Below are 22,861 nucleotides of genomic sequence, written 5' to 3'. Positions count from 1 at the left end.
GGGCCGGCCGTTGGCCGGCGCCCGGTGTCACCCAGCATCGTGCGGAGCCGGCCAGCGGCCGGCACTACCCGTGCAGCACGACGATCGTGCGGAGCCGGCCAGCGGCCGGCACTACCCGTGCAGCACGACGATCGTGCGGAGCCGGCCAGCGGCCGGCACTACCCGTTCCTTATGGCAGCGGCGGCAGCAAGCCGGCGCCGAGGCGGTTCCAGGCGTTGATCACCGCGATGCCCATGCTCAGATCGCTGATGCCCTTCTCATCGAAATGCAGGGCCAGTGCGTCGTAGGCCGCATCGGACGGCGCTGCGCTGCTCAGCCGGGTCAGCGCTTCGGCCCAGCCCAGCGCGGCACGCTCGCGCGCATCGAAGAAGCGGCTCTCGTGCCAGGCCGGCAGCGTATCGAGCTTGCGCGGTTCGATCCCCCCCTTGCGCAGGGTGGTGCCGTGCATGTCCATGCAGTAGCCACAGCCATTGATCTGCGAGACCCGCATGAACACCAGCTCCATCAATACAGGATCGATGGAGCTGTCGTGGACGGCCTTGCTGGTGGCCAGCAGGCCCTTGAAGGCCTCAGCGGCCAGACGGGTGTAGGGAACGCGGGGCGAAGCGGACATGTGAGTACTCCATGACGGCCGCAATGGCCGTCTTCATCAGGAGGACGCGCCAGCCTCGCGCGCTGTGACAAGCGCGGTGAGTTTTTCCGGATTGAGCACGCTGAGCACGCGCACGATGCGCTCCCCATCGACCGTGATCATCGTGACCGAGTGCAACTGGTCCCCGGCAAAACGCAGGATCGCCGGCTCGCCGTTGACCTGGCCGAGCTGGGCGGGATGCTGGCCATTGCGACGGGCGATCGCCCAGTACAGCTGCGCGATACGCTCAGCGCCCAGCAGGGGGCGGATCGCCGCGGTCACGCGACCGCCGCCATCGGAGATCATCTCGGCGTTGGCGTCGAGCAGCGAGCGGATCGCCGTCAGGTCGCCCTGCTGCGAGGCGTCCATGAAGCGTGCCAGCAGGTCGCGGTGCTGCGCGGGCGAGACCGCGAAGCGTGGGGCGCCGGTCTGCAGCCGCTGCCGCGCCCGGTGCACCAGTTGCCGGCAGTTGGCGGGGGAGTGCTCCAGCAGCGGGGCGATGTCCGGGTAGTCGTAGTCGAACACGTCCTTGAGCAGGAAGGCAGCACGCTCGTCCGGCGTGAGCTGCTCCAGCAGCGCCAGGAACGCCACGGAAACCTCGTCGGCCAGCGCGTGGCGCTGGGCCGGGTCCTGCAGCGGATCCGGGTCCAGGGTGATCTCCAGCGGCTCGGGCAGCCACGGCCCCACGTAGTCCAGGCGCGCGCTGCGCCGGGCGCGCAGCCGGTCCAGCCCGAGCCGGGTGGTGGCGGTGACCAGCCAACCCTCCGGATCGCGGATCACGGCGGTGTCGGTGCCCTGCCAGCGCAGCCAGGCGTCCTGGACGGTGTCCTCGGCGTCGCTGCGGCTGCCCAGCAGGCGGTAGGCCAGGGCGAACAGGCGGGGGCGGTGGGTCTGGAAGGTATCGGTCGGGGTCATGCCGGGAGGACGCGGCCGGGCAGACCGCTGTGACAAGGCTGGGCAGCCACTGTGCACCAAACCGGGCCACCGCGAGCGATTCTCAACGCCGAGGGGCGGTCCTTGTTAAAATCGGCGGTTCAACCCCCGCCAGCCTCCAGCAAGCGAGCAAGTCGTGACATCGATCAAGCAGGAAGACCTCATCCAGTCCATCGCCGACGCGCTGCAGTACATTTCGTACTACCACCCGGTCGATTACATCAAGAGCCTCAACGCTGCCTACGAGCGCGAAGAGTCGCCGGCCGCGAAGGAGGCGATGGCCCAGATCCTGATCAACTCGCGCATGTGTGCCGAAGGCCACCGGCCGATCTGCCAGGACACCGGCATCGTCACCGTGTTCCTGGAAATCGGCATGAACGTGCGCTGGGACGACGCCACGATGGGCGTGGAGGACATGGCCAACGAAGGCGTGCGCCGCGCCTACAACTATCCGGACAACAAGCTGCGCGCCTCGGTGCTGGCCGATCCGGCCGGCAAGCGCATCAACACCAAGGACAACACCCCGGGCGTGGTCAACGTCAAGGTGGTGCCGGGTGACACCGTCGAGGTGATCGTCGCGGCCAAGGGCGGCGGTTCGGAAGCCAAGTCCAAGTTCGCCATGCTCAACCCGTCCGACTCGATCGTGGACTGGGTGCTCAAGACCGTGCCGACCATGGGCGCCGGCTGGTGTCCGCCGGGCATGCTCGGCATCGGCATCGGCGGCACCGCCGAGAAGGCGATGCTGCTGGCCAAGGAGTCGCTGATGGAGCCGATCGACATCAACGAGCTCAAGGCCCGTGGCGCCTCCAACCGTGCCGAAGAACTGCGCCTGGAACTGTTCGACAAGGTCAACGCGCTGGGCATCGGCGCGCAGGGCCTGGGCGGCCTGACCACCGTGCTGGACATCAAGGTCAAGGACTTCCCGACCCACGCGGCCAACCTGCCGGTGGCGATGATCCCGAACTGCGCGGCCACCCGCCATGCGCATTTCACGCTGGATGGCAGCGGCCCGGTGATGCTCGATCCGCCGTCATTGGAAGACTGGCCGCAGATCACCTATGACGCCTCCAAGGGCACCCGGGTCGATCTGGACACGATCACTCCGGATGACGTCGCCAGCTGGAAGCCCGGCCAGACCCTGCTGCTCAACGGCAAGCTGCTGACCGGCCGCGACGCCGCGCACAAGCGCATGGTGGAGATGCTGGACAAGGGCGAGCCGCTGCCGGTCGACCTCAAGGGCCGCTTCATCTACTACGTCGGCCCGGTCGATCCGGTGCGCGACGAAGTGGTGGGCCCGGCTGGCCCGACCACCGCGACCCGCATGGACAAGTTCACCCGCCAGGTGCTGGAACAGACCGGCCTGCTGGGCATGGTCGGCAAGGCCGAGCGCGGCCCGGCGGCGATCGAGGCGATCCGTGACAACAAGTCGGCCTACCTGATGGCGGTCGGCGGCTCGGCCTACCTGGTCTCCAAGGCGATCAAGGCGGCCAAGGTGGTCGGCTTCGCGGATCTGGGCATGGAAGCGATCTACGAGTTCACCGTGCAGGACATGCCGGTGACCGTGGCGGTGGATTCCACCGGCGAGTCCGTGCACCAGACCGGCCCGCGCGAGTGGCAGGCCCGCATCGGCAAGATTCCGGTCGTCGTCGCCTGAGGCTTCCCGTCGCGATAACGCTGCACACGAAAACGGCGCCCCAAGGGCGCCGTTTTTCGTGGCTGAGGCGGGCAGGCACCGACCGTTGGCCAGTGCTTCTCCTCAGCGGCGCGCGTCCACCAGCATGCGCACCGCCAGCGCGCCGAGCACCGTACCCATCAGGCCGCGCTGCACCGTCTGCCAGCGCGGGCGTCCGGCCAGGAAGGTGGCAATACTGCCGGCGGCCAGTACGATCAGTGCGTTGACACTGACGCTGGTCGCGATCTGCACCAGCCCGAGCACCACCGATTGCACCATCACGCTGCCATGCCCATGGGGCTGGATGAACTGCGGCAGCAGCGAGAGATACATCACGGCGATCTTCGGATTGAGCAGCGCGGTGAACAGCCCCATGCCGAACAATCTGCGCGGGCTGTCATGGTCCAGCGTGCGCAGCTGGAACGGCGAACGTCCGCCAGGGCGCAGCGCCTGCCAGGCCAGGTACAGCAGATACGCCGCGCCGGCGAAACGCAACACATCGTAGGCATGCGGCACTGCCATCAGCAGCGCGGTGATGCCCAGTGCCGCGCACACCAGGTACACCAGAAAACCCAGCGCGACACCGCCCAGCGAGATCAGCCCGGCGGTGCGTCCCTGGCAGATCGAGCGCGAGATCAGATAGATCATGTTCGGCCCGGGCGTCAGCACCATGCCCAGCGAAATCAGACCGAAGGCGAGCAGAGCGGACGAATCGGGCATGGGAGGATCCTGGGCTGGCGGCGGGGCAGAAGACGCATTCTGCGAGCGTCCGCGGCGCAGTGGCAGAGACAGAACGCGTCCCCATCGCCCGTGCTCTGTACCCATGTGATGGCACGAAGCGCGAGCGCATACTGTGCGCCTCCCTCAAGAGGCCCTGAGCATGCGCACCACGTTGTATGGATCGCCGAGTACCGCCGCCCTGGTCGTCCATTGGCTGTTGCTGGAACTGCAGATCGAGCACGATCTGGTGCTGCTGGATTTCGACAAGCGCGAGCACAAGGATGCAGCGTATCTCGCCTTGAATCCGGCGGGCCTGGTGCCGACGCTGGTGCTGGACGGGCAGGTATTGACCGAAGCGGCAGCGATCGCGCTGCATCTGGCAGACCGCCATCCGGAAGCGGCCCTGCTGCCAGCCCCGGGGACTGCCGACCGTGCCGAGGCGTACCGCTGGATGTTCTGGTGCGCCAATACCGTGCAACCGGCGTATCGGGCGTGGTTCTACCCGCAGGAAATGGCGGGCCCCGAGCACGTGGACGCGACCCGCCAGCGGGCGCGCGAGCGGCTGGAAGGCGCGTGGCAGCATCTGGCCGAGCATCTGTCCACGCGCGGCCCGTATGTGCTGGGCGAGTCGTTGAGCGTGGTCGATTTCATGCTGGTGATGCTGATGCGCTGGTCGCGCAACATGCCCACGCCCAGTGACACCTGGCCGGCATTGAAGGCCTACGCCGATCGTCTGAAAGCACGGCCGGCGTTCGCCGAGGTCTACCGGCGCGAGGGCATCACCGACTGGCGTTGAAGGACGTCAGTCGATGTGCGCCTCGAAGATGCGACGCGCGCCGCAGCCGATGTAACGCAACAGGCGTCTGCGACCGCGCCGGGAACCCCGGCCTTAATTCGGAAAACAAGCAGTGCTACATTCCGGGCATGCACACATGCCGGCCACGGCCGGATGCTTTCCACACGGAGCACGACGATGCCGAGGATGCTTTCCGCCCTGCTGTTGATCCTGCTGGTCACCGCCTGCAGCAGTGATGGCGATTTCCACACCGCCCCGCCCAGCCTGCGCGAGGTCACCGCCGCCAACCAGTGCATGCAGCAGTGCCAACGCCAGTACGACAGTTGCATGACCAACCGTACGGGATTTGGCAGCGGCGACAGCTGTGGCGCCGGGGTGGCGACCCAGCGCGATGCGAAGTGCGACAAGATCGACAACCCGGACCTGCGTAAATCATGCCAGGCCAGCAGCGACTACTGCCGCAACCGGCTGCCGGCGCTGACCTGCGGGGAGGATATCAACCGGTGTACCAGCCGCTGCGGCGGCAGCTGAGGCGCGGTTTTACGCCGGTAGGATCTCCAGCACCGTCTCTGGCGGCCGGCACAGGCGTGCACCGCGCGGGGTCTCCACGATCGGACGGTTGATCAGCTCCGGGTGGGCGACCATCGCCTCGATCAACGCGGCATCGGACAACGCATCGTCGTCCAGCCCGAGCGAACCATAGGCCGGCTCCTTGTTGCGCAGCAACGCACGCGGGGCGATGCCCATGCGCGTGATCAGCCCTGCCAGCGTGGCACGGTCCGGCGGGGTCTTGAGGTACTCGATCACCACCGGCTCGATGCCGTGCTCACGCAGGATCTCCAGCGCCCCGCGCGAGTTGCTGCAGCGCGGGTTGTGCCAGATCGTCACCGCCATCAATACCACTCCAGCAGCGACACACCCAGGCCGACATAGGTGGCCTTGTGGTTGTAATCGATCATGCTCTCGCCGTAACCATCGAAGATCTGCACATGGCCGCGCAGCAGGTTGCTGATCGGGAAGCCGTAATCAAGCTGCAGCGCGCCGTGCGAGCGATCACCGCCGCGCAGCGAGTGCCGCGCCATCAGCGAGACCTCGTGGCCGTTCTTGTTCCAGGTCAGGGTCGCGTCGCCGCGGCCCATGTAATCGGAGATGTCCGGGTTGTTGTCGTCCTTGCGGTCTTCCGGGATGCGATACCACGGGCGCAGCACCAGCGCCCAGTTCTCCCGGTCCAGGCCGACGGTGGCGATCACCCGGTTCCAGCTGCGCGACAGGGGATCGGCGCGGCCGTTGGACATGTGGTTGACGCCGATCCCGCTCATGCGCCCGCGCCAGCCGCCGATCGAGTAGCCGTTGCGGAACATCATCATCACTTCCGGCTCGTAATTGGTCTCACGGAACGGGCGCGAGTTGTCGGCGTTGTAGGCCTGCCAGCGCGAGCTCTGCGTGTAGCCGGCCCAGATGTCGCCGTTGTCGCCGAACAGGTTCTCCACGATCTTGGTCTTGAAGCTGAGCTGGAACTTCAGTTCCGCGCTGTCCAGCTGCTGCGAGGTGGTGACCGTGTTGACCGGATTGGGCGACTGCGGCATCTGGTTCTTGTCGCTGGTCCAGAACGCGGGCAGCAGGTAGACCGGCTTGTAGGCGCGCAGCTGGAACGCGCCAAGCTTGGAGTCCTGCGCGAGCTCCCAACGGCTGTCGAGCAGCGAGCCCTTGCCGGCATTGGCCAGCGCATCTTCATGGCCGTCGTTCTTGAACACTTCTCCGAGGCGCTGCTTGACCCGCTGCGTCGCGGGCGCGTCGGCGTCGGCACTGCGGGCGGCATGACGTTCTTCCCGGCGCTCCTGCTTGGCGGCGGTGGCGGCGGCATCGGCGGCCAGCGTTACGTCGGGCGTGCGCCCGAACAGCGTGTCGTAGCAGGCCAGGCGCGCTGCGTCGGTGTCCACCAGTGCGCAGGCCTCCGGTGACGCCGGCTTCGGTGCCGCCTCCTGTGCTGCGGCGGGCAGGGCGGTGCCGGCCAAGGCCAGGGCAGTGAACAGGACGGAACGGGAATGGGGCATGGTCATGGGAGCAGGGCCGCGTGACAAGAATGAATGGGTCAACCGGCACAGTGTGGCCGCTGAGGAATAATCCCGCCAGCGCACGACACGGTCGATCTGATCCGGTTTATGCCGGTCAATGGTGTGGTCAGGGCGTGAAGCCCCGGTCTGGCGGTGACCTCAGAAGAACCAGGCGAACGCGAACAGGCCCAGCATCGCGATCACCAGCGCGAGCTTGAGCGCGAACCCCAGCAGGATGCCAAGCCAGGTCGCCAGGCCCACCTTGGTGGAGCGGCCCAGCTCGCGGGTGTGCCAGTACTCGCCCAGCAGTGCGCCGGCGAGCGGGCCCACGAACAGGCCGATCGGCATGAAGAACACCCCGACGATGCTGCCCAAGAAGGTTCCCCACAGGGCCTTGCGGCTGGCACCTACCCGCTGTGCGCCGACCACCGTGGCCAGGATGTCCACGGCGAAAGACAGCAGGGTCAACAGGCCCAGGACCGTCAGCGGCAGCCAGCCCACATGGACGAAATCGTCGGCCCATGCCGCCAGCACCAGCCCGGCGAACACCAGCGGGATGCCGGGCAGGGCGGGAAGAATCACGCCGGCAATGCCGACGAGCACCAGAACGACGGCTAGCAGGTACAAGATGAATGAATGGTCCATGCTGTCCAGTATGGTTCCTGAAATGGGGTTGACATCCGAAGGTTTTGGCCAGTTGCTTTTTCGTTTTGCTCGGGTTAAGTTGCAGACGCTGAGCTTGGCAAGGTCACCGTGGATCGTGGCCTGATGATGGTAGATCTTCCAGATCCGCTGCATCGTTGCACCCCGCTTCCCCTTGCTGTCAGCCGCCTGTACGGGTGTATCCAACAACAAGACAGTTAGGGAGTAGCTGAGATGGCTGAGAAGGGCACCGTCAAGTGGTTCAACGACGCGAAGGGTTTCGGGTTCATCAGCCGTGAGAGCGGCGAAGATGTGTTCGTGCACTTCCGTGCGATCGAATCCCAGGGCTTCAAGAGCCTGAAGGAAGGTCAAGCGGTCGAGTTCGAAGTGGTCACTGGCCAGAAGGGCCTGCAGGCCGACAAGGTCAAGCCGCTCTGAGCGCAGACCGGGTCCTGCCTGGTTGAAACACGAAAAGGGCCCGCTTGCGCGGGCCCTTTTTTGTCTACGTGTGCGTTGCGCCGATCAGCGCAGGATCACCTTGCCGTTGACCACGCGGACGTAGGTGTTCTCGCGGATGCCACCCAGATCGCGCTGGTTGACGACCACGGTACGGCCGTCATCCATGCGCACGGTGATGTCGAAGGTATCGCTGGTCACGTTCTTCTGGATCTGGTTGCCGGCCAGCGCACCACCCACCGCGCCTGCGGCGGCGGCGATGTTCTTGTTGCCGCGGCTGCCGCCGGTGTGGTCGGAGATCTCATGGCCGGCGACCGCGCCGACGATGCCACCCAGCACCGCGCCGGTCGCGCTCGGCGCGCTGCGGCCCGAAGCGACCTGGTTGATGCGGGTCACGATGCCGCAGTCGGCACACCGGTTGGTGTTGTAGTTGCCGCCGGAATTGCCGTACCCGTTGTTGTAGCCACTGCTGCCGTAACCCGGCGAGGTGGTGGCACAGCCAGCCAGGGCGACGGTGGCAACGGCAGCGGCGGCAATCAGTTGAATCTTCATGGTGTATCTCCTGGCCAGAGGGGTGGTCGAATGCGTCTGGTGCGCATGGAGCAGATCGTGTCCTGTGCTGCGTGAACAGCGTGCCAATCCCGGGCCGCCAGCGTGGCTGGAAGATGAATCAGCGGAAATCCTGGTGGCAGGCCTTGCAGTCGGTCTGGATCTTCTCCACCAGCGCGGCCATGCCCGGGCAGTCGGTCGGCGGTGCGGCCAAGGCCTCATTGAGGGTGGCGCGCAGCGCGCTGGCGTGCTGCTGGAAGCCTTGGCTGTCCTTCAGGCCGGGAAAGGCCAGGTCCAGATCATTGGAGAGCGAGCGCAGCGTCTGCAGCCGCGGCACGGTGTCGGCCAGGCTGCAGCGGTTCTGCGCCTGCGCGGCCTGCAGCAGCTGCACCTGGCGGTTCATCACGTGCATCAGCGAATCGGGGAAGGGATCCTGGCGGGCCTGGATGGCGCGCGAGACCATCACCGTGGCGATCAGGCCGATCACCAGGCCAAGCAGGCCGACGAACAGGTAGCGGTACGCGGCGGACGGGCGGCGCTGCGGGGTCACGGGGTCGTTCATGGTGAGGGCTTCGGTGAGGGTGGCTGCGGCGATGGTACGACGCGTCCTGTCCACGGCGCGTCCCGGCCGGGCCTGGGCGCATTAAAATAGGCGCATGAACGACGTACTGCGCGAACGATTTGCCGGCATCGACCGGTTGTATGGAGTAGGCACCGTGGATCTGCTCGCCAGCCGCCGGGTGGCGGTGGTGGGCATGGGCGGCGTCGGCTCGTGGGTGGTCGAGGCGCTGGCGCGCACGGCGGTCGGGCACCTGACCCTGATCGATGCCGATGACATTTGCGTGTCCAACACCAACCGCCAGCTGCCGGCGCTGGCCGGCCAGTACGGCCGCAACAAGGCCGAGGCGATGGCCGAGCGCTGCCGCGCGATCAACCCGGACATCAGCGTCGATGCGGTTGCCTCGTTCCTGACCGTGTCCAACATGGTCGAGCTGCTGGACCGCGATTTCGATCTGGTGATCGATGCCTGCGACAGCTTCCGGGTCAAGGTCGAGACCATCGCCTGGTGCCGCCGCCGCAAGCTGCCGATTCTCACCGTGGGGGCGGCCGGTGGCCGTACTGATCCCACCCTGGTGCGGATCCGCGATGTCTCGCGCACCGAACACGACGCAATGATGGCGCTGATCCGCAAGAAGCTGCGCAGCGATTTCAACTTCCCCAAGAACGCCTCGCGTTACTTCGGCGTGCCGGCGGTGTACTCGCTGGAAAACGTGAAGTACCCGCAGGCCGATGGTAGCGTGTGCGGCATCCGCCCGAACCTCGGCGCCGACGCGGCGCTGAAGCTGGACTGCGGCGCCGGGCTGGGCGCGGCCACGCATATCACCGGCGCGTTCGCGTTCGCGGCGGTCGGGAAGGCGCTGGAGATGTTGATGAAGAAGCCGGCCACGGTGGTCACGGCCGACTGAGCCGCTATCGGCACGGCAGTGGACCGGCTCACGCGTTCAACGCAAGGCCGGGCCGGTCCGCGACGACGGTCGCCACAAAGTCCATGACCGTGCGTACCGAGGGTGACCGCCGGAGGTCACGGTGCACCACCAGCCAGATGTCACGTGAGAACGGCGCTCCGTCATGCGCCAGCTGAATCAGTCCTGGCGCGGCATCACCCAGAAAGCGCGGCAACCCGGCCACGCCAGCTCCGGCCAGAGCAGCTGCCCGATGACTGCTGATGTCGCTCAGTTCGCACGACACGGCACGGCTTCCTGCGATCTGCAGCAGCCACTTCTGCTGGGGCATGTCAGCAAACTGCGTGTCATAGGCAATGAAGGCCCACTCTTCGGGCCGACGGGTGGCGACGTAATCGTGGCTGGCATAGAGCGCGAACGTCATTCGTCCGATTCTGCGCACAACGCTGCTGGCTTCCTTGGGACGGACGAGCCGCAGAGCCACATCCGCCTCGCGGCGGGCGAGTGATACCTGCTGGGCTTGGGCCGACACGGAAAGTTGAATGCCGGGCTGCGCTGCCCGGAAGTCGGCAACCCGTTCCGCCAGCAGGTGCGCCACCAGCACTGGCGGTGCACTAAGGGTCACCCTGGCATTGATAGCCTCCTGGCTGGCCCGGCTCGCGCGGGCGACAGCAAATGCTGAGGTGTCCATGGCCTTGGCGTGCTCGTAAATCTGGACGCCCATCGCGGTAAGGCGGATGGAGCGTGGCAAGCGCTCGACCAGCGCAACCTGCAGTTCGACCTCCAGGGCCGCAACACGACGGCTGACGGTTGCATGGTCGACATGCAGCGCCCGAGCCGCGCCTGACAAGGTGCCGTCGCGCGCAACCGCCAAGAAATGACGGAGATTCTCCCAGTCGAACATCGGTGCGTTTTCGCAGGTCTGGAGTGTGATTTCGGGGAATTTTCGAGGGTGCCAACCAAGCCTAGCATGGACGGTCTCTTATGCTTGTGGGACCCCAAATGGCAGCTTTTTCTGCTTCCGCGCGCGGTACGCTCTGGGCCGCCGCGTTCGGCTTCGTCGTGGTGCTGCTGGACATCAGTGTGGTCAACGTTGCACTGGATGCCCTGCAGCGTGAATTTTCAACTGATGTGGCCGGCCTGCAGTGGGTGGTCAACGCCTACACCTTGGCATTCGCCGCACTGCTGCTTACAAGCGGGGCGCTGGGCGACCGCTTCGGCGCGCGCCGGCTCTACCTCTCGGGCCTGGCGGTGTTCACTCTGGCGTCGGCTGCCTGCGGGCTTGCGGGCAGTCTGCCTGTGATGGTGGGAGCCAGACTGATCCAGGGCATGGGCGCGGCGCTGCTGGTACCCAACTCGCTGGTCATGGTGCAGCGGGCATTTCCGGACAGCCAGGCGCGTAGTCGTGCCGTCGGGTGGTGGGGCGCTCTCGGGGGAGCGGCGCTGGCTGCCGGTCCCGTGCTGGGCGGAGTGCTGGTAGCGCATGCAGGCTGGCGCAGCGTGTTTCTGATCAATCTTCCGGTTGGTTTGATCGGGATCTGCCTGACGCTTCGGCATGCGGCGCCGTCCGGCGGCGGGCATCGGCGTGGCCTCGATTGGAGTGGGCAGGTGGCTGCCATGGTTGCGCTGGCAGCGACGACCATGACCCTGATCGAGGCAGGTCAGCTGGGTTGGGCGCATGGCGTGGTGCGCGGAGGGACCCTGTTGGCGCTCGTGTCCCTCACCGCCTTCCTCTGGATTGAAGCTCACAGCACCTCACCCATGCTGCCATTGAATCTGTTTCGAAATCACACGTTCTCCATCGTCTCGCTGGCAGGCGTCGCGGTGAATTTCGCCTATTACGGTCTGATTTTCGTGTTCAGTCTGTTTTTTCAGATGCAGCAGCATCTGTCCCCGCAACAGACCGGGCTGGCCTTTCTGCCGATGACCCTCGTTCTGGTCGCACTCAATGTGGTGGCGGGGCGCCTGATTACGCGGCTCGGTCCCAGGTTGCTGATGTTCATGGGTCTTGCGCTGGCAGGATCGGGTTACCTGTTGTTGATGCGGGTGAGCATCGGGGGCCATTACGCGCTGTTGATCGTACCGATGCTGATGGCGGCAAGCGGGGTCGCCTTGGTGGTGCCGACCATGACCAACGCGACGCTTGCATCGGTCGACCGGTCGCGGGCAGGCATCGCCTCCAGCGTACTCAACTGTGCGCGACAGGTCGGCGGCATGCTGGGTGTCGCCCTGTTTGGCAGCCTGATCGGCGATGGCGCGCCGGATGCGTTCATGCATGGCATGCACATCTCGATCGGCATGTCGGCGGGAGCGTTATTGCTGGCGAGCGTCCTGTGCTGGTCTGGCATGCGGCCGGGGCCACTCCACCCGTTGCGCGCTTCAGGAGAAGCCGTGAAGCCCGAATAGGGTGCGCGCATTGGCCGTGGTCTGCGCGGCAATCACTTCGGCCCGCTCCCCGCGCAGCCGCGCCACCGTCGCCAGGATCACCGGCAAGCGTGCCGGTTCATTACGCTCTCCGCGGATCCCCGCATCCGGCTGATCCGGCGCGTCGGTTTCCAGGAGCAGCTGCTCCAGCGGCATGCTGGCGACCAGACGGTGCAGGCGCTGGGCGCGGTCATAGGTCAACGGGCCGCCCAGTCCGATCAGGAAGCCCAGCTGGTGCAGTTGCCGTGCCTGCTCGGGGCTGCCGGAGAAGCTGTGCACCACGCCGCGCAGCCCGCCGATCTGCTTGATCGCCGCGATCACCGCATCTACCGCGCGGCGCGCATGTACGATCACCGGCAGGTCGAACTCGCGTGCCAGCCGCAGCTGGCCCAGGAAGTAGTGCAGCTGAGCGTCCACGTCCAGACCCTCCACGAAGAAGTCCAGCCCGCATTCCCCAACCGCGCAGGGGCGCTCGCGTTCGAGCCACGCACGCAGCGCCTCCAGGTGTTCGGGGCGGTGCTGGTCCAGAAACATCGGGTGCAGCCCGTAGGCCGGGTGCAGACCATCGGCCAGCCGGCAGGCATCGCGCAGGCCGGGCCAACTGGCGGCAGTGACGGCGGGAACGACCTGGGCCATGACGCCGGCCGCGCGCGCGCGCGCGATCACCTCAGGGCGATCCGCATCGAACTCACCCGCATCCAGATGGCAGTGGCTGTCGATCAACCTCACGCGCGGCGCTTGGCCGGCAGCGGCGGCGGAAGCTTGTCGCCGCGTCGCTTCCAGTTGGCCAGCAGCAGCGTGCCCAGGCCGAACAGGATTTCATCCACGAACGGCAGCGGGTCGGGAATCACCAGCGTCACCGCGAACAGCGCGGCGGTGATCTTGAACAGGGTGGGGTAGCGCAGCCGACGCGCCCATTCCAGCACCGGCAACAGTATGGGATTGGACATGAGGCACTCCTGGGCAGATGCTGTAAACGCTATCACGAGCTCAAGGCTCACCGAACCTGAATGGGCGGCAGGATGTTCACGATCCGTGGAGATTCCGTTCAGGGTGGCCGTGCTGGAATTCACTCAAGAACGTTGCGGATCGTCCGCAAGGAGCCGGTTATGAAAAGTACAACTACTACTGCGTTGGTCGCTGCGGGTGCGCTGCTGGTTGGCGGTATCGCCACCGCTGCCTTCATGAAGGGCGGCAGTTCCTCGCCCGATGCGGTGACCGCTGCTCAGACCCGGCCCACTCTGGACACCACGCCGCTCGCCGACGATGGCGCGCGCACCGACCAGCTGGCCATTGAAGACAAGGCGGGCAAGCTGGAATACGCCGACATCGTCAAGGTCGATCCGTTGACCAAGAAGGAAAAGGCGTACGCCACCGTGATCGGCACCGAGCCGGTACGGGAGACGTCCAGCACCCAGACCCCGCATGAAGTCTGCCAGGACGTGGTGGTGCAGGAACGCCTGCCCGAACGCGACGGCAACGTTGGCGGTACCGTCGCTGGTGCCGTGATCGGCGGCCTGCTGGGTAACCAGGTCGGTGGTGGCAATGGCCGCAAGGCCGCCACGGCCGCTGGTGCTGTCGCTGGCGGCATGATCGGCAACCAGGTGGACAAGCGCCATGTGGGTGGCCGCGTGGTCAACCGCACCGAGCGCCAGTGCCACACCGAAACCGCTACCTCCGAGTCGACCCGCGTGACCGGCTACAACGTCACCTACCGCAATGAAGACGGCACCACCGGCACCATGCGCATGGCCAGCAAGCCGGGCAACCGCATCCCGATGGGCACCACCAATGCGGTCACCGGTTACAACGTGACCTACCGTTACGATGGCGCCGAGAAGACCGTGAAGATGGACAACAAGCCGAGCAGCGATCGCCTGCCGGTGATCGATGGCCAGCTGGTGACCCAGACCGCCGCACTGGATGCGAACAGGCAGTAAGTTCCTGCAGCTCGAAAGCACCACCAGCACGCCGGCCTCTGCCGGCGTGCTGCGTTTTGGGGTGCGCCGCACGGCCTGCCGATCACGGCATCTGCGATCATGCCGCCACGCATGCAACACACGAGGACGCCATGAGCATTTTCGACCTCCAGCTGGAGACTGACCGTCTGATCCTGCGCCCACCGCGCGCCGAGGATTTCGATGCCTTCCTGCGCTTCTGCTCGGACCCGGAGGTGATGCAGCACCTCGGTGGTGTGCGCCCCCCCTCGGAGGCATGGCGCAGTTTCAGCTGCCTGGTCGGCAGCTGGCATCTGTACGGGTTTTCGATGTTTTCGGTGATCGAAAAGAGCAGCGGTGAGTGGGTCGGCCGCATGGGCCCCTGGCAGCCGCTGGACTGGCCGGGCACCGAGGTCGGCTGGAGCATCCGCCGCGAGAGCTGGGGCAAGGGCTATGCGCCCGAAGCGGCGGTGGCCAGCATGGACTGGGCGTTCGACACGCTGGGCTGGGACGAGGTCATCCACACCATCGATGCCGCCAACGAAAACTCCAAGGTCGTCGCGCGCAAGCTGGGTAGTTCGCTGTTGCGCATGGGCGAGCTGCCGCCGCCGCACGCTGGCAAGCCGATAGAGATCTGGGGCCAGTCGCGGCAGCAGTGGCAGCAGCGCCGCGCCGGCCAACGGTGATGCTGCACCCGCGCTTGGCAAAGGCGATGGGGTGAGGCCAGACTCGGCATCGCGGGCGAGCCGCCCGCGGTGCATGCGCAAGAGGGTAGCGATGACGTCGTTGCGGGCTCCATTGACGGTGTACGGCATGTCCGTATCGGGCAACTGCCACAAGGTGCGGATGCTGCTGGAGCAGCTGGGCACGCGCTACCACTGGGTCGAGGTCGACAGTGCGCACGGCCAGACCCATACGCCGGATTTCCTGGCGATGAACCCCAATGCCAAGGTGCCGCTGGTGCAGCGCGATGACGGGCGTGTGCTGCCCGAATCCAACGCGATCCTGTTCTGGCTGGCCGAGGGCACACCGTATCTGCCCACGGATGGCTGGGAGCGCGCACAGACGCTGCGCTGGATGTTCTTCGAACAGTACAGCCACGAACCATGCCTGGCGGTCGCGCGCTTCATCAGCGGCTGGACGCCGCTGGAGTCACCGCGCCGTGCCGAGCTGCCGCGCCTGCGTGAGCGCTCGGCCCAGGCGCTGGCGGTGATGGAGGAGCATCTGGGCACGGCGCCGTGGTTCAGTGGCCGCGCCTACGGCATCGCCGACATCGCACTGTTCGCGTACACCGATGTCGCGGCGGATGGCGGCGTCGCGCTGGCACCGTATCCGGCCGTCCAGGCCTGGCTGCAGCGCGTGCGCGAGCAGCCGCGCTTCGTCCCCATGCCCACACCGCTGCCGGAGGTGCAGGCCCTGTTCGCGCAGTCCCGCTGAGTTCGTCCGGTTATCCGCCTACGCAACACGTCACGGAGGGTGATGCATGTTTGCCGTGGTTCCCGATCCGATTCCCGCGCGCATGAAGGGCCTCAACCGGGCCGAGATATGCGACGCCAACTTCATCGATTTCGTGCAGCAGTGGCGTGGCGATCCTGCGCCGAGGCCAGCCCCCGGCAGCCCCATCCTGCCTGGCAGTTCGCTGCACGCGCAGGGCTTTGCCGACCTCTTCGAGTCGCAGCTGATCAGCCGCCATCTGGACCTGATGGCGCGCGTGCTGCGCGTGCAGAACAAGGTCTTCTATACGATCGGTTCGTCCGGCCACGAGGGCAATGCGCTGGTGGCGCGCCTGTCCCGGCACACCGATCCGGCGTTCCTGCACTACCGTTCCGGCGGTTTCATGGCCGAGCGCTTCCGCAAGCTGCCCGGCATGGACCCGGTGATGGACGCGGCGCTCTCGTTCGCAGCCAGTCGGGACGATCCGGCCAGCGGCGGGCGCCACAAAGTGTGGGGCAGCAAGCCGCTGTGGGTATTGCCGCAGACCTCGACGATCGCCTCGCACCTGCCCAAGGCCCTGGGCACCGCGCTGGCCATCGAAAGCGGGCGACGCATCGGTCACACGCTGCCGATTCCCGAGGACAGCGTGGTGATCTGCTCCTTCGGCGATGCCTCGGCCAACCACGCCACCGCGCAGACCGCGTTCAACACGGCGGCGTGGGCGGCCTACCAGCGGCTGCCAGCGCCGATCCTGTTCGTCTGCGAAGACAACGGCATCGGCATCTCGGTCAAGACCCCGGACGGCTGGATCGCGCAGAGTTTCGCGCACCGCCCGGGCCTGGATTACTTCTTCGCTGATGGGCTGGATCTGGTCGAGGGGCATGCGCAGGTCGAGCGCGCGCTGGCGCATTGCCGGCAGACCCGCCGCCCGACCTTCCTGCACCTGCGCACCACGCGTTTGATGGGCCATGCCGGCACCGATTTCGAGATCGAATGGCGGCCGTTGCCGGAGCTGTGCGCGGCCGAGGCCAGCGATCCGCTGCTGCGCTCGGCGGCGATCGCCCTGCAGTCTGGGTGGATGACCGCCGCGCAGGTGCTCGATCTGTACGAGCGCGTGCGCGCGCGCTGTTTCGCCGCGGCCGCCGAGGCGGATCGCCGCCCGAAACTGACCGATCTCGCGGAAGTGATCGCACCATTGGCGCCGTACTCGCCGGCGGCGGTCCATGCCGAAGCCACGCGGGTGGCTGCCGATGACGCGCGTGCCGCCGCGTTTGGAGGTGAGGCGCAGCTGCCCGAGACACAGCCGCCGCGCCATCTGGCGATCCAGATCAACCAGGCGCTGCACGATCTGATGGCCAAGTACCCGGCCACGCTGCTGTTCGGCGAGGACGTCGCGCAGAAAGGCGGGGTGTACACAGTCAGCAAGGGTCTGCTCAAGGCCTTCGGGCCGCGCCGTGTGTTCAATACCCTGCTCGATGAAACCATGATCCTGGGCATGGCACAGGGCCTGGCCAACCTGGGCATGCTGCCGATCCCCGAGATCCAGTACCTGGCGTATCTGCACAACGCGGCTGACCAGCTGCGTGGCGAGGCGTGCTCACTGCAGTTCTTCTCCAACGATCAGTACCGCAACCCGATGCTGGTGCGCATTGCCGGGCTGGGCTACCAGAAGGGCTTCGGCGGGCATTTCCACAACGACAACTCGATCGCCGCGCTGCGCGACATCCCCGGCCTGGTGGTCGGCTGTCCCTCGCGCGGCGACGATGCGGCGATGATGCTGCGTACCTTGGCCGCGCTGGCGACCGTCGACGGCCGGGTCGCGGTGTTTCTCGAGCCGATCGCGCTGTACATGACCAAGGACCTGCACGCGCCGGGCGATGGCCAATGGCTGTTCCCGTATCCGGCCGCCGACCAGGCACTGGTACCCGGCGAGGGCCGGGTCTACGCGCCGGAGGCCAGTGACCTGGTCATCTTCACCTACGGCAATGGCGTGCCGATGAGCCTGCGGGCGGCACGGGCGATCGAGCAGCAGCTGGGCTGGCAGGTGCGGGTGGTCGATCTGCGCTGGCTGGTGCCGCTCAATGCGGGTTTCATCGCCGCGCAGGCCGCCGATGCCCAGCGCGTGCTGGTGGTCGATGAGGGCCGGCACAGCGCCGGGGTGGGCGAGGGCGTGATCACCGCGCTGGTCGAGGCGGGGCTGGGGCACCTGCCGATCCGGCGGGTATGCGGCGCCGATACCTACACGCCGCTGGCGGGGGCAGCATTGTGCGTGCTTCCAAGCGACAATGCGGTATTGAACGCCGCCCTCGCGCTGGCGCAGGACCCTTGATACATGTGTGGATTGGCAGGCATGCTGCTGCCCGCTCCGGCAAGAGAGCAGGCAGCACTGGAAGAACAGGCGCGGCGCATGGGCGACGCATTGGTGCACCGCGGCCCGGATGACAGCGGGGTGTGGGCCGATGCGTCGGCCGGCATCGCGCTGGCGCACCGCCGGCTGAGCATCCTGGACCTGTCGCCGCTGGGCCATCAGCCGATGACGTCGGTGGATGGCCGTTATGTGCTGGCCTACAACGGCGAGGTCTACAACTTCGCCGAGCTGCGCGCCGAGCTGGAAGCGCTGGGCCACGGCTTCCGCGGCCATTCGGATACTGAAGTGCTGCTGGCTGCGATCACCGAGTGGGGCTTTGACGAAACCCTGCAGCGCAGCAACGGCATGTTCGCCATCGCCTTGTGGGACCGCGCCGAGCGCTGCCTGTGGCTGGCCCGCGACCGCGTCGGCAAGAAACCGCTGTACTACGGCTGGGCCGGTGACACGCTGGTGTTCGGTTCCGAGCTCAAGGCCCTGTGGCAGCACCCGGCCTTCGACAACGAGGTCGACCGCGATGCGCTCACCCTGCTGCTGCGGCTGGATTACATTCCCGCGCCGCACTGCATCCATGAACGCTGTTTCAAGCTGATGCCCGGCCGCGTGCTGCGGCTGGACGCCGAGGCGGTAGCCGCCGGCGCTGCCGCGCATCGCCCGGACCAGTTGCAGCAGCCGTTCTGGAACGCGCGCGAGCGCATGCAGCAGGCCCTGGCCGCGCCGTTCACCGGTAACGATGCCGAGGCCGAAGAACGGTTGGATGCGGTCCTGCGCGACGCGGTAGCGCTGCGCATGGTGGCCGATGTGCCGGTCGGCGTCTTCCTCTCCGGCGGCACCGATTCCTCGGTGGTGGCCGCCTTGATGCAGGCACAGTCGAGCCAGCCGGTGCACAGTTTCAGCATCGGCTTCACCGGGTCGGACCATGACGAGGCACCGCTGGCCAAGTCGCTCGCCCAGCACCTGGGCTGCGATCACACCGAGCTGTATGTCAGCGGCGCCGATGCGTTGGCCGTGGTGCCCAGTCTGCCGGCGATGTTCGATGAACCCTTTGCCGATGCCTCGCAGGTGCCCACGGCGCTGGTCGCCAGGCTGGCGCGGCAGGGCGTGACCGTGGCGCTGTCCGGCGACGGTGGCGATGAACTGTTCTTCGGCTACACCCGTTACCAGCGGGCGATGCGCAACTGGCGCCTGCTGGGCAAGGTGCCGGCGCCGCTGCGCCGCTGGATGGCCAGCCATGCGCATACGCAGGGCGAGGCCTCGCGCACCGGTGGGCTGGCCGCGCTGCTGGCCGAGTCGGGCGCGCGCGGCATCGGCGATGTCTACCGCAACCGTATTTCGCGCTGGCGTGACCCGGTGGCGGCCGTGCGTGGCGCGCAGGCGGCCGGCAGCTTCTACGACCTGGCCGATCCGCTGCACGGTGCCGGCTCGCCGGCGGACGCGATGATGCTGGCCGATTTCAGCACCTATCTGCCGGATGATCTGCTGTGCAAGGTGGACCGCACCAGCATGGCGGTCAGCCTGGAGGCGCGTGCACCGCTGCTGGACTGGCGGGTGGCCGAGTTCGCCTGGTCGCTGCCGATGGCGATGAAACAGCGAGATGGCGTCAGCAAGTACCTGCTCAAGCGCGTGCTGGGCCGCTATGTGCCGCAGGATATGGTGCACCGCCCCAAACGCGGCTTCGGGGCCCCGGTCAGCGCGTGGCTCAAGGGCGACCTGCGTGGCTGGGCCGATGAACTGCTGGATCCGGCGCGGCTGGCCGAGGAGGGGGTGTTCAACGTCGAGGCGGTCGCCCCGCTGTGGCAGCAGTTCAAGCAGGGCGAGCGCAAATGGCACACGCATCTGTGGAACGTGCTGATGTTCCAGGCTTGGCAGGCGCATTGGCGCAACGCACGCGCCGACGTGACGCGCGCGTAGTGCCGCGCGTGCGCGTGCGGGTGCGGACGTAAGGCAGCCACCCATGGGGTGGCTCTACCGTATGTGGTGTCGGCCGTAGCGCCACGCCATGCGTGGCTGACGCCGCCTTCACCGTTGCCGAAGGTGGGCCCGCCTAGGCTGGGCCTTTCCCCCAACGGAGCGAACGTGATGGCCGAATACAAGATTGCCGTACTGGTCGGCAGCCTGCGCAAGGGCTCGCACAACCAGGCGTTGGCTCACGCGCTGGAGAAACTCGCCGCCGGCAAGGCGGTGTTCTCCTACGTGGAGATCGGTGACCTGCCGTTGTACAACCAGGATTTCGACAAGGACTACCCCAGCCAGGGCGTCCGCCTGAAGCAGCAGATCCGGGAGGCCGATGCGGTGCTGTTCGTCACCCCCGAATACAATCGCTCGGTCCCGGGCGTGCTCAAGAATGCCATCGACCTGGGCTCGCGCCCGTATGGCGACAGCGCCTTCGCCGGCAAGCCCGCGGCGGTGATCGGCGCCTCGATCGGGGTGATCGGCACGGCGCTGGCCCAGCAGCACCTGCGCAACATCCTGGCCTACCTGGACATGCCGGTGCTGGGCCAGCCCGAGGCCTTCCTGCACTTCAAGGAAGGGCTGATCGACGCGCACGGCACGATCAGCAATGAGGGCACCAGGGACTTCCTGCAGGGCTTCGTGGACAAATTCATCGCCTGGGTCGGCACCCACGGCGGCACGCACTGATCCACCGCGGGCGGGTCATGCATCTGCGATAATGGCGTGGACGGGCGCCGCAAGGGCGTCCGTCGCACGCGATGCGACGGCCCCGGCCGATCGTACCGGCAGGCGCCGGTATCCCCAGCTCATCCACTGCTTATCCACAGGTTTGTGCATGGCTGCGGGGCGCCCCGCGTGCCTACCATGTCCTACGCCTCACACTGCAGGAAATACGCCCCCCATGTCCGCCCGTTCTGGCTTCCGTTCCGACCGCAAAGACCGCGGTGACCGCTTTGATCGCGATGAGATGCGCATCGACGCCCTGCGCGTGCCGCCGCATTCGATCGAGGCCGAGCAGGCGGTGCTGGGCGGGCTGATGCTGGCCCCGGAAAGCTATGACCGGGTCAACGACCAGCTGACCGAAACCGACTTCTACCGCCGCGATCACCAGATGATCTACCGCGCGATCCGCGAGCTGTCCGAACGCGATCGCCCGTTCGATGCGGTGACCCTGGGCGAGTGGTTTGAATCGCAGGGCAAGATGGAGCTGGTGGGGGATGGCGCGTACCTGATCGAGCTGGCCAGCACCACGCCGTCGGCCGCCAACATCAGTGCCTACGCGGAGATCGTGCGTGACAAGGCCGTGCTGCGCCAGCTGATCCAGGTCGGCACCGACATCGTCAACGACGGCTTCCAGCCCGAAGGCCGCGAAAGCAGCGAGCTGCTCTCGGCAGCGGAAAAATCCGTGTTCGCGATCGCCGAACAGGGCGCGCGCGGCCGCACCGATTTCGTGGCGATGCCCGGTGCGTTGAAAGACGCCTTTGAAGAGCTGCGCAACCGCTTCGAGAACGGCGGCAACATCACCGGCCTGCCAACCGGTTATACCGATTTCGATGCGATGACCGCCGGCCTGCAGCCGACCGATCTGATCATCCTGGCTGCGCGCCCGGCCATGGGCAAGACCACGCTGGCGCTGAACATCGCCGAGTACGCCGCGATCAAGTCCAAGAAGGGCGTGGCGGTGTTCTCGATGGAAATGTCGGCCTCGCAGCTGGCGATGCGTCTGATTTCCTCCAACGGCCGCATCAACGCCCAGCGCCTGCGTACCGGTCAGCTGGAAGATGAGGATTGGAGCCGGGTGACCGGTGCGATCCGGATGCTGAAGGAAACCAAGATCTTCATCGACGATACGCCCGGTGTGTCGCCGGAGATCCTGCGTTCCAAGTGCCGCCGCCTCAAGCGCGAGCACGACCTGGGCCTGATCGTCATCGACTACCTGCAGCTGATGAGCGTGCCGGGCAACAGCGAAAACCGCGCGACCGAAATCTCGGAGATTTCGCGTTCGTTGAAGGGCCTGGCCAAGGAGCTCAACGTGCCGGTCATCGCGCTCTCCCAGCTCAATCGCTCGCTGGAAACGCGTACCGACAAGCGCCCGGTGATGGCCGATCTTCGCGAATCCGGCGCTATCGAGCAGGATGCGGACATGATCGTCTTCATCTACCGCGACGACTACTACAACAAGGAAACGTCGCCGGACAAGGGCCTGGCCGAGATCATCATCGGCAAGCACCGAGGCGGCCCGACCGGCTCGTGCAAGCTCAAGTTCTTCGGCGAATACACCCGGTTCGACAACCTGTCGCACGACTCGGTGGGATCGTTCGAGTAACGCCGAAGGCGTTACGGTCGTGCCGGCCGCTGGCCGGCTCCCGTGGAACCGTCATCGTGCAGAGCCGGCCAGCGGTCGGCACTGCCGTTTCATCGGCGCATCCTGGGCTTCGTCGCAAACCCGTTGCAGTGCGCCCGGGCAGGGCGCGATAGTGGTCTCCGGGCGGCAGGGTGCCGTCAACGGAGACCAACGATGAAGACCCTGTTCGCCTTGGGCGTGTGGTGCCTGCTGTTCGTGCTGTGCTGGCCGCTGGCGCTCCTGGCCCTGGTGGCGTGGCCGTTGGTGTGGCTGGTCAGCCTGCCGTTCCGCCTGGTCGGCATCACGTTCTCGGCGCTGTTTGCCTTCCTGCGTGCGCTGTTGATGCTTCCGGCGCGGCTGCTGGGTGGCGGGCGCGTCGCAACGGCCTGAACAAGAATGGGATCGGGTAGTGGGGGGGGGGGGGCGGGGGGGGGGGGGGGGGGGGGGGGGGGGGGGGGGGCGCCGGGCGGGCCGACCAAAGCAGAGAG

25 protein-coding genes are annotated in these 22,861 nt (G+C 66.8%); 14 read left to right on the top strand and 11 right to left on the bottom strand.

Features of this window, described 5'->3' with window-relative positions:
- Positions 1 to 169: 169 nt before the first annotated feature.
- Entirely contained in the window at positions 170 to 613 is a 444-nt protein-coding gene (locus ABE546_RS18015) for a carboxymuconolactone decarboxylase family protein (protein WP_346464627.1), read from the bottom strand.
- 36 nt (positions 614 to 649) lie between these two features.
- Entirely contained in the window at positions 650 to 1,546 is an 897-nt protein-coding gene (locus ABE546_RS18010; RefSeq protein WP_346464626.1) for an RNA polymerase sigma-70 factor, read from the bottom strand.
- A 154-nt stretch (positions 1,547 to 1,700) separates the two neighbouring features.
- Between ABE546_RS18010 and ABE546_RS18005 the strand changes: the two genes are divergently transcribed.
- A complete protein-coding gene (locus tag ABE546_RS18005; protein WP_346464625.1) occupies positions 1,701 to 3,218 on the top strand; it encodes a fumarate hydratase in 1,518 nt (505 codons plus the stop codon).
- Between the two features lie 102 nt (positions 3,219 to 3,320).
- Here ABE546_RS18005 and ABE546_RS18000 read toward each other — a convergent pair whose 3' ends face one another.
- Positions 3,321 to 3,956, bottom strand: a complete 636-nt coding sequence (locus tag ABE546_RS18000; protein ID WP_313218840.1) for a LysE family translocator — start codon at positions 3,954 to 3,956, stop codon at positions 3,321 to 3,323.
- Positions 3,957 to 4,116: 160 nt separating this feature from the next.
- On the opposite strand from ABE546_RS18000, the gene ABE546_RS17995 reads away from it, so the two are divergent.
- Together ABE546_RS17995 and ABE546_RS17990 are read left to right on the top strand one after the other, a co-directional pair.
- The gene (locus ABE546_RS17995; RefSeq protein ID WP_313218839.1) at positions 4,117 to 4,752 is read left to right on the top strand and encodes a glutathione S-transferase family protein; all 636 of its coding nucleotides are present in this window, start codon (positions 4,117 to 4,119) and stop codon (positions 4,750 to 4,752) included.
- 177 nt (positions 4,753 to 4,929) lie between these two features.
- Entirely contained in the window at positions 4,930 to 5,283 is a 354-nt protein-coding gene (locus tag ABE546_RS17990; protein WP_313210307.1) for a hypothetical protein, read from the top strand.
- A gap of 9 nt (positions 5,284 to 5,292) precedes the next feature.
- Here the strand turns inward: ABE546_RS17990 and arsC are convergent, their stop codons facing one another.
- From arsC to ABE546_RS17975, 3 genes are all read right to left on the bottom strand, one after another.
- Positions 5,293 to 5,646 (bottom strand): arsenate reductase (glutaredoxin), encoded by a 354-nt coding sequence (gene arsC / locus ABE546_RS17985; RefSeq protein WP_313218836.1) that lies wholly within the window; start codon positions 5,644 to 5,646, stop codon positions 5,293 to 5,295.
- Positions 5,646 to 6,812, bottom strand: a complete 1,167-nt coding sequence (locus ABE546_RS17980; protein WP_346464624.1) for a phospholipase A — start codon at positions 6,810 to 6,812, stop codon at positions 5,646 to 5,648. The genes arsC and ABE546_RS17980 overlap by 1 nt, the downstream gene beginning before the upstream one ends.
- Positions 6,813 to 6,965: 153 nt before the next feature.
- Positions 6,966 to 7,451: a DUF456 domain-containing protein gene (locus tag ABE546_RS17975; protein ID WP_259261564.1), complete on the bottom strand. Its 486-nt coding sequence runs from the start codon at positions 7,449 to 7,451 to the stop codon at positions 6,966 to 6,968.
- Positions 7,452 to 7,682: 231 nt separating this feature from the next.
- Here ABE546_RS17975 and ABE546_RS17970 point away from each other — a divergent pair, with 231 nt between their 5' ends.
- Entirely contained in the window at positions 7,683 to 7,886 is a 204-nt protein-coding gene (locus tag ABE546_RS17970) for a cold-shock protein (RefSeq protein ID WP_019185917.1), read from the top strand.
- 84 nt (positions 7,887 to 7,970) lie between these two features.
- On the opposite strand, the gene ABE546_RS17965 is transcribed toward ABE546_RS17970, so the two are convergent.
- Both ABE546_RS17965 and ABE546_RS17960 read right to left on the bottom strand, forming a co-directional pair.
- The gene (locus ABE546_RS17965) at positions 7,971 to 8,456 is read right to left on the bottom strand and encodes a glycine zipper 2TM domain-containing protein (RefSeq protein ID WP_019185918.1); all 486 of its coding nucleotides are present in this window, start codon (positions 8,454 to 8,456) and stop codon (positions 7,971 to 7,973) included.
- Positions 8,457 to 8,574: 118 nt separating this feature from the next.
- Positions 8,575 to 9,015, bottom strand: coding sequence for a hypothetical protein (locus ABE546_RS17960; protein WP_346464623.1), 441 nt, complete (start codon positions 9,013 to 9,015; stop codon positions 8,575 to 8,577).
- A gap of 94 nt (positions 9,016 to 9,109) precedes the next feature.
- Here ABE546_RS17960 and ABE546_RS17955 point away from each other — a divergent pair, with 94 nt between their 5' ends.
- Positions 9,110 to 9,919: a tRNA threonylcarbamoyladenosine dehydratase gene (locus tag ABE546_RS17955; RefSeq protein ID WP_313210297.1), complete on the top strand. Its 810-nt coding sequence runs from the start codon at positions 9,110 to 9,112 to the stop codon at positions 9,917 to 9,919.
- A gap of 28 nt (positions 9,920 to 9,947) precedes the next feature.
- On the opposite strand, the gene ABE546_RS17950 is transcribed toward ABE546_RS17955, so the two are convergent.
- Positions 9,948 to 10,820, bottom strand: a complete 873-nt coding sequence (locus tag ABE546_RS17950; protein WP_346464622.1) for a LysR family transcriptional regulator — start codon at positions 10,818 to 10,820, stop codon at positions 9,948 to 9,950.
- 98 nt (positions 10,821 to 10,918) lie between these two features.
- Here ABE546_RS17950 and ABE546_RS17945 point away from each other — a divergent pair, with 98 nt between their 5' ends.
- Positions 10,919 to 12,322, top strand: coding sequence for an MFS transporter (locus ABE546_RS17945; protein WP_346464621.1), 1,404 nt, complete (start codon positions 10,919 to 10,921; stop codon positions 12,320 to 12,322).
- On the opposite strand, the gene ABE546_RS17940 is transcribed toward ABE546_RS17945, so the two are convergent.
- Positions 12,296 to 13,069: a TatD family hydrolase gene (locus tag ABE546_RS17940; RefSeq protein WP_313218828.1), complete on the bottom strand. Its 774-nt coding sequence runs from the start codon at positions 13,067 to 13,069 to the stop codon at positions 12,296 to 12,298. The two genes, ABE546_RS17945 and ABE546_RS17940, sit on opposite strands and share 27 nt — an antisense overlap.
- Positions 13,066 to 13,290: a DUF6116 family protein gene (locus tag ABE546_RS17935; RefSeq protein ID WP_152152652.1), complete on the bottom strand. Its 225-nt coding sequence runs from the start codon at positions 13,288 to 13,290 to the stop codon at positions 13,066 to 13,068. Before ABE546_RS17935 ends, ABE546_RS17940 begins: the two co-directional genes overlap by 4 nt.
- A gap of 159 nt (positions 13,291 to 13,449) precedes the next feature.
- Between ABE546_RS17935 and ABE546_RS17930 the strand changes: the two genes are divergently transcribed.
- The 8 genes from ABE546_RS17930 (at position 13,450) to ABE546_RS17895 (ending at position 22,763) form a co-directional block, all read left to right on the top strand.
- Positions 13,450 to 14,280, top strand: a complete 831-nt coding sequence (locus ABE546_RS17930; protein ID WP_123730792.1) for a glycine zipper 2TM domain-containing protein — start codon at positions 13,450 to 13,452, stop codon at positions 14,278 to 14,280.
- Between the two features lie 131 nt (positions 14,281 to 14,411).
- Complete coding sequence (locus ABE546_RS17925) at positions 14,412 to 14,963, top strand: GNAT family N-acetyltransferase (RefSeq protein ID WP_346464620.1); 552 nt, start codon at positions 14,412 to 14,414, stop codon at positions 14,961 to 14,963.
- 91 nt (positions 14,964 to 15,054) lie between these two features.
- Positions 15,055 to 15,714, top strand: coding sequence for a glutathione S-transferase family protein (locus tag ABE546_RS17920; protein WP_313210284.1), 660 nt, complete (start codon positions 15,055 to 15,057; stop codon positions 15,712 to 15,714).
- 46 nt (positions 15,715 to 15,760) lie between these two features.
- The gene (locus ABE546_RS17915) at positions 15,761 to 18,040 is read left to right on the top strand and encodes a thiamine pyrophosphate-dependent enzyme (protein WP_346464619.1); all 2,280 of its coding nucleotides are present in this window, start codon (positions 15,761 to 15,763) and stop codon (positions 18,038 to 18,040) included.
- A gap of 3 nt (positions 18,041 to 18,043) precedes the next feature.
- The gene (gene asnB, locus ABE546_RS17910) at positions 18,044 to 19,987 is read left to right on the top strand and encodes an asparagine synthase (glutamine-hydrolyzing) (RefSeq protein ID WP_346464618.1); all 1,944 of its coding nucleotides are present in this window, start codon (positions 18,044 to 18,046) and stop codon (positions 19,985 to 19,987) included.
- A gap of 168 nt (positions 19,988 to 20,155) precedes the next feature.
- Positions 20,156 to 20,716: an NADPH-dependent FMN reductase gene (locus ABE546_RS17905; protein WP_313210278.1), complete on the top strand. Its 561-nt coding sequence runs from the start codon at positions 20,156 to 20,158 to the stop codon at positions 20,714 to 20,716.
- Positions 20,717 to 20,930: 214 nt separating this feature from the next.
- Positions 20,931 to 22,355 carry a replicative DNA helicase gene (locus tag ABE546_RS17900; protein WP_121037974.1) on the top strand — a complete coding sequence of 475 codons (1,425 nt, stop codon included), beginning with the start codon at positions 20,931 to 20,933 and terminating at the stop codon, positions 22,353 to 22,355.
- A gap of 192 nt (positions 22,356 to 22,547) precedes the next feature.
- Positions 22,548 to 22,763 (top strand): hypothetical protein, encoded by a 216-nt coding sequence (locus ABE546_RS17895; RefSeq protein WP_102787997.1) that lies wholly within the window; start codon positions 22,548 to 22,550, stop codon positions 22,761 to 22,763.
- The last annotated feature ends 98 nt before the right edge of the window (positions 22,764 to 22,861 follow it).

The sequence above is a fragment of the Stenotrophomonas sp. TWI377 genome (assembly GCF_039674525.1).
Taxonomy (GTDB): domain Bacteria; phylum Pseudomonadota; class Gammaproteobacteria; order Xanthomonadales; family Xanthomonadaceae; genus Stenotrophomonas.
The sequence above is the reverse complement of the archived record's forward strand: the minus strand, read 5'-3'. Positions and strand labels throughout refer to the sequence as shown.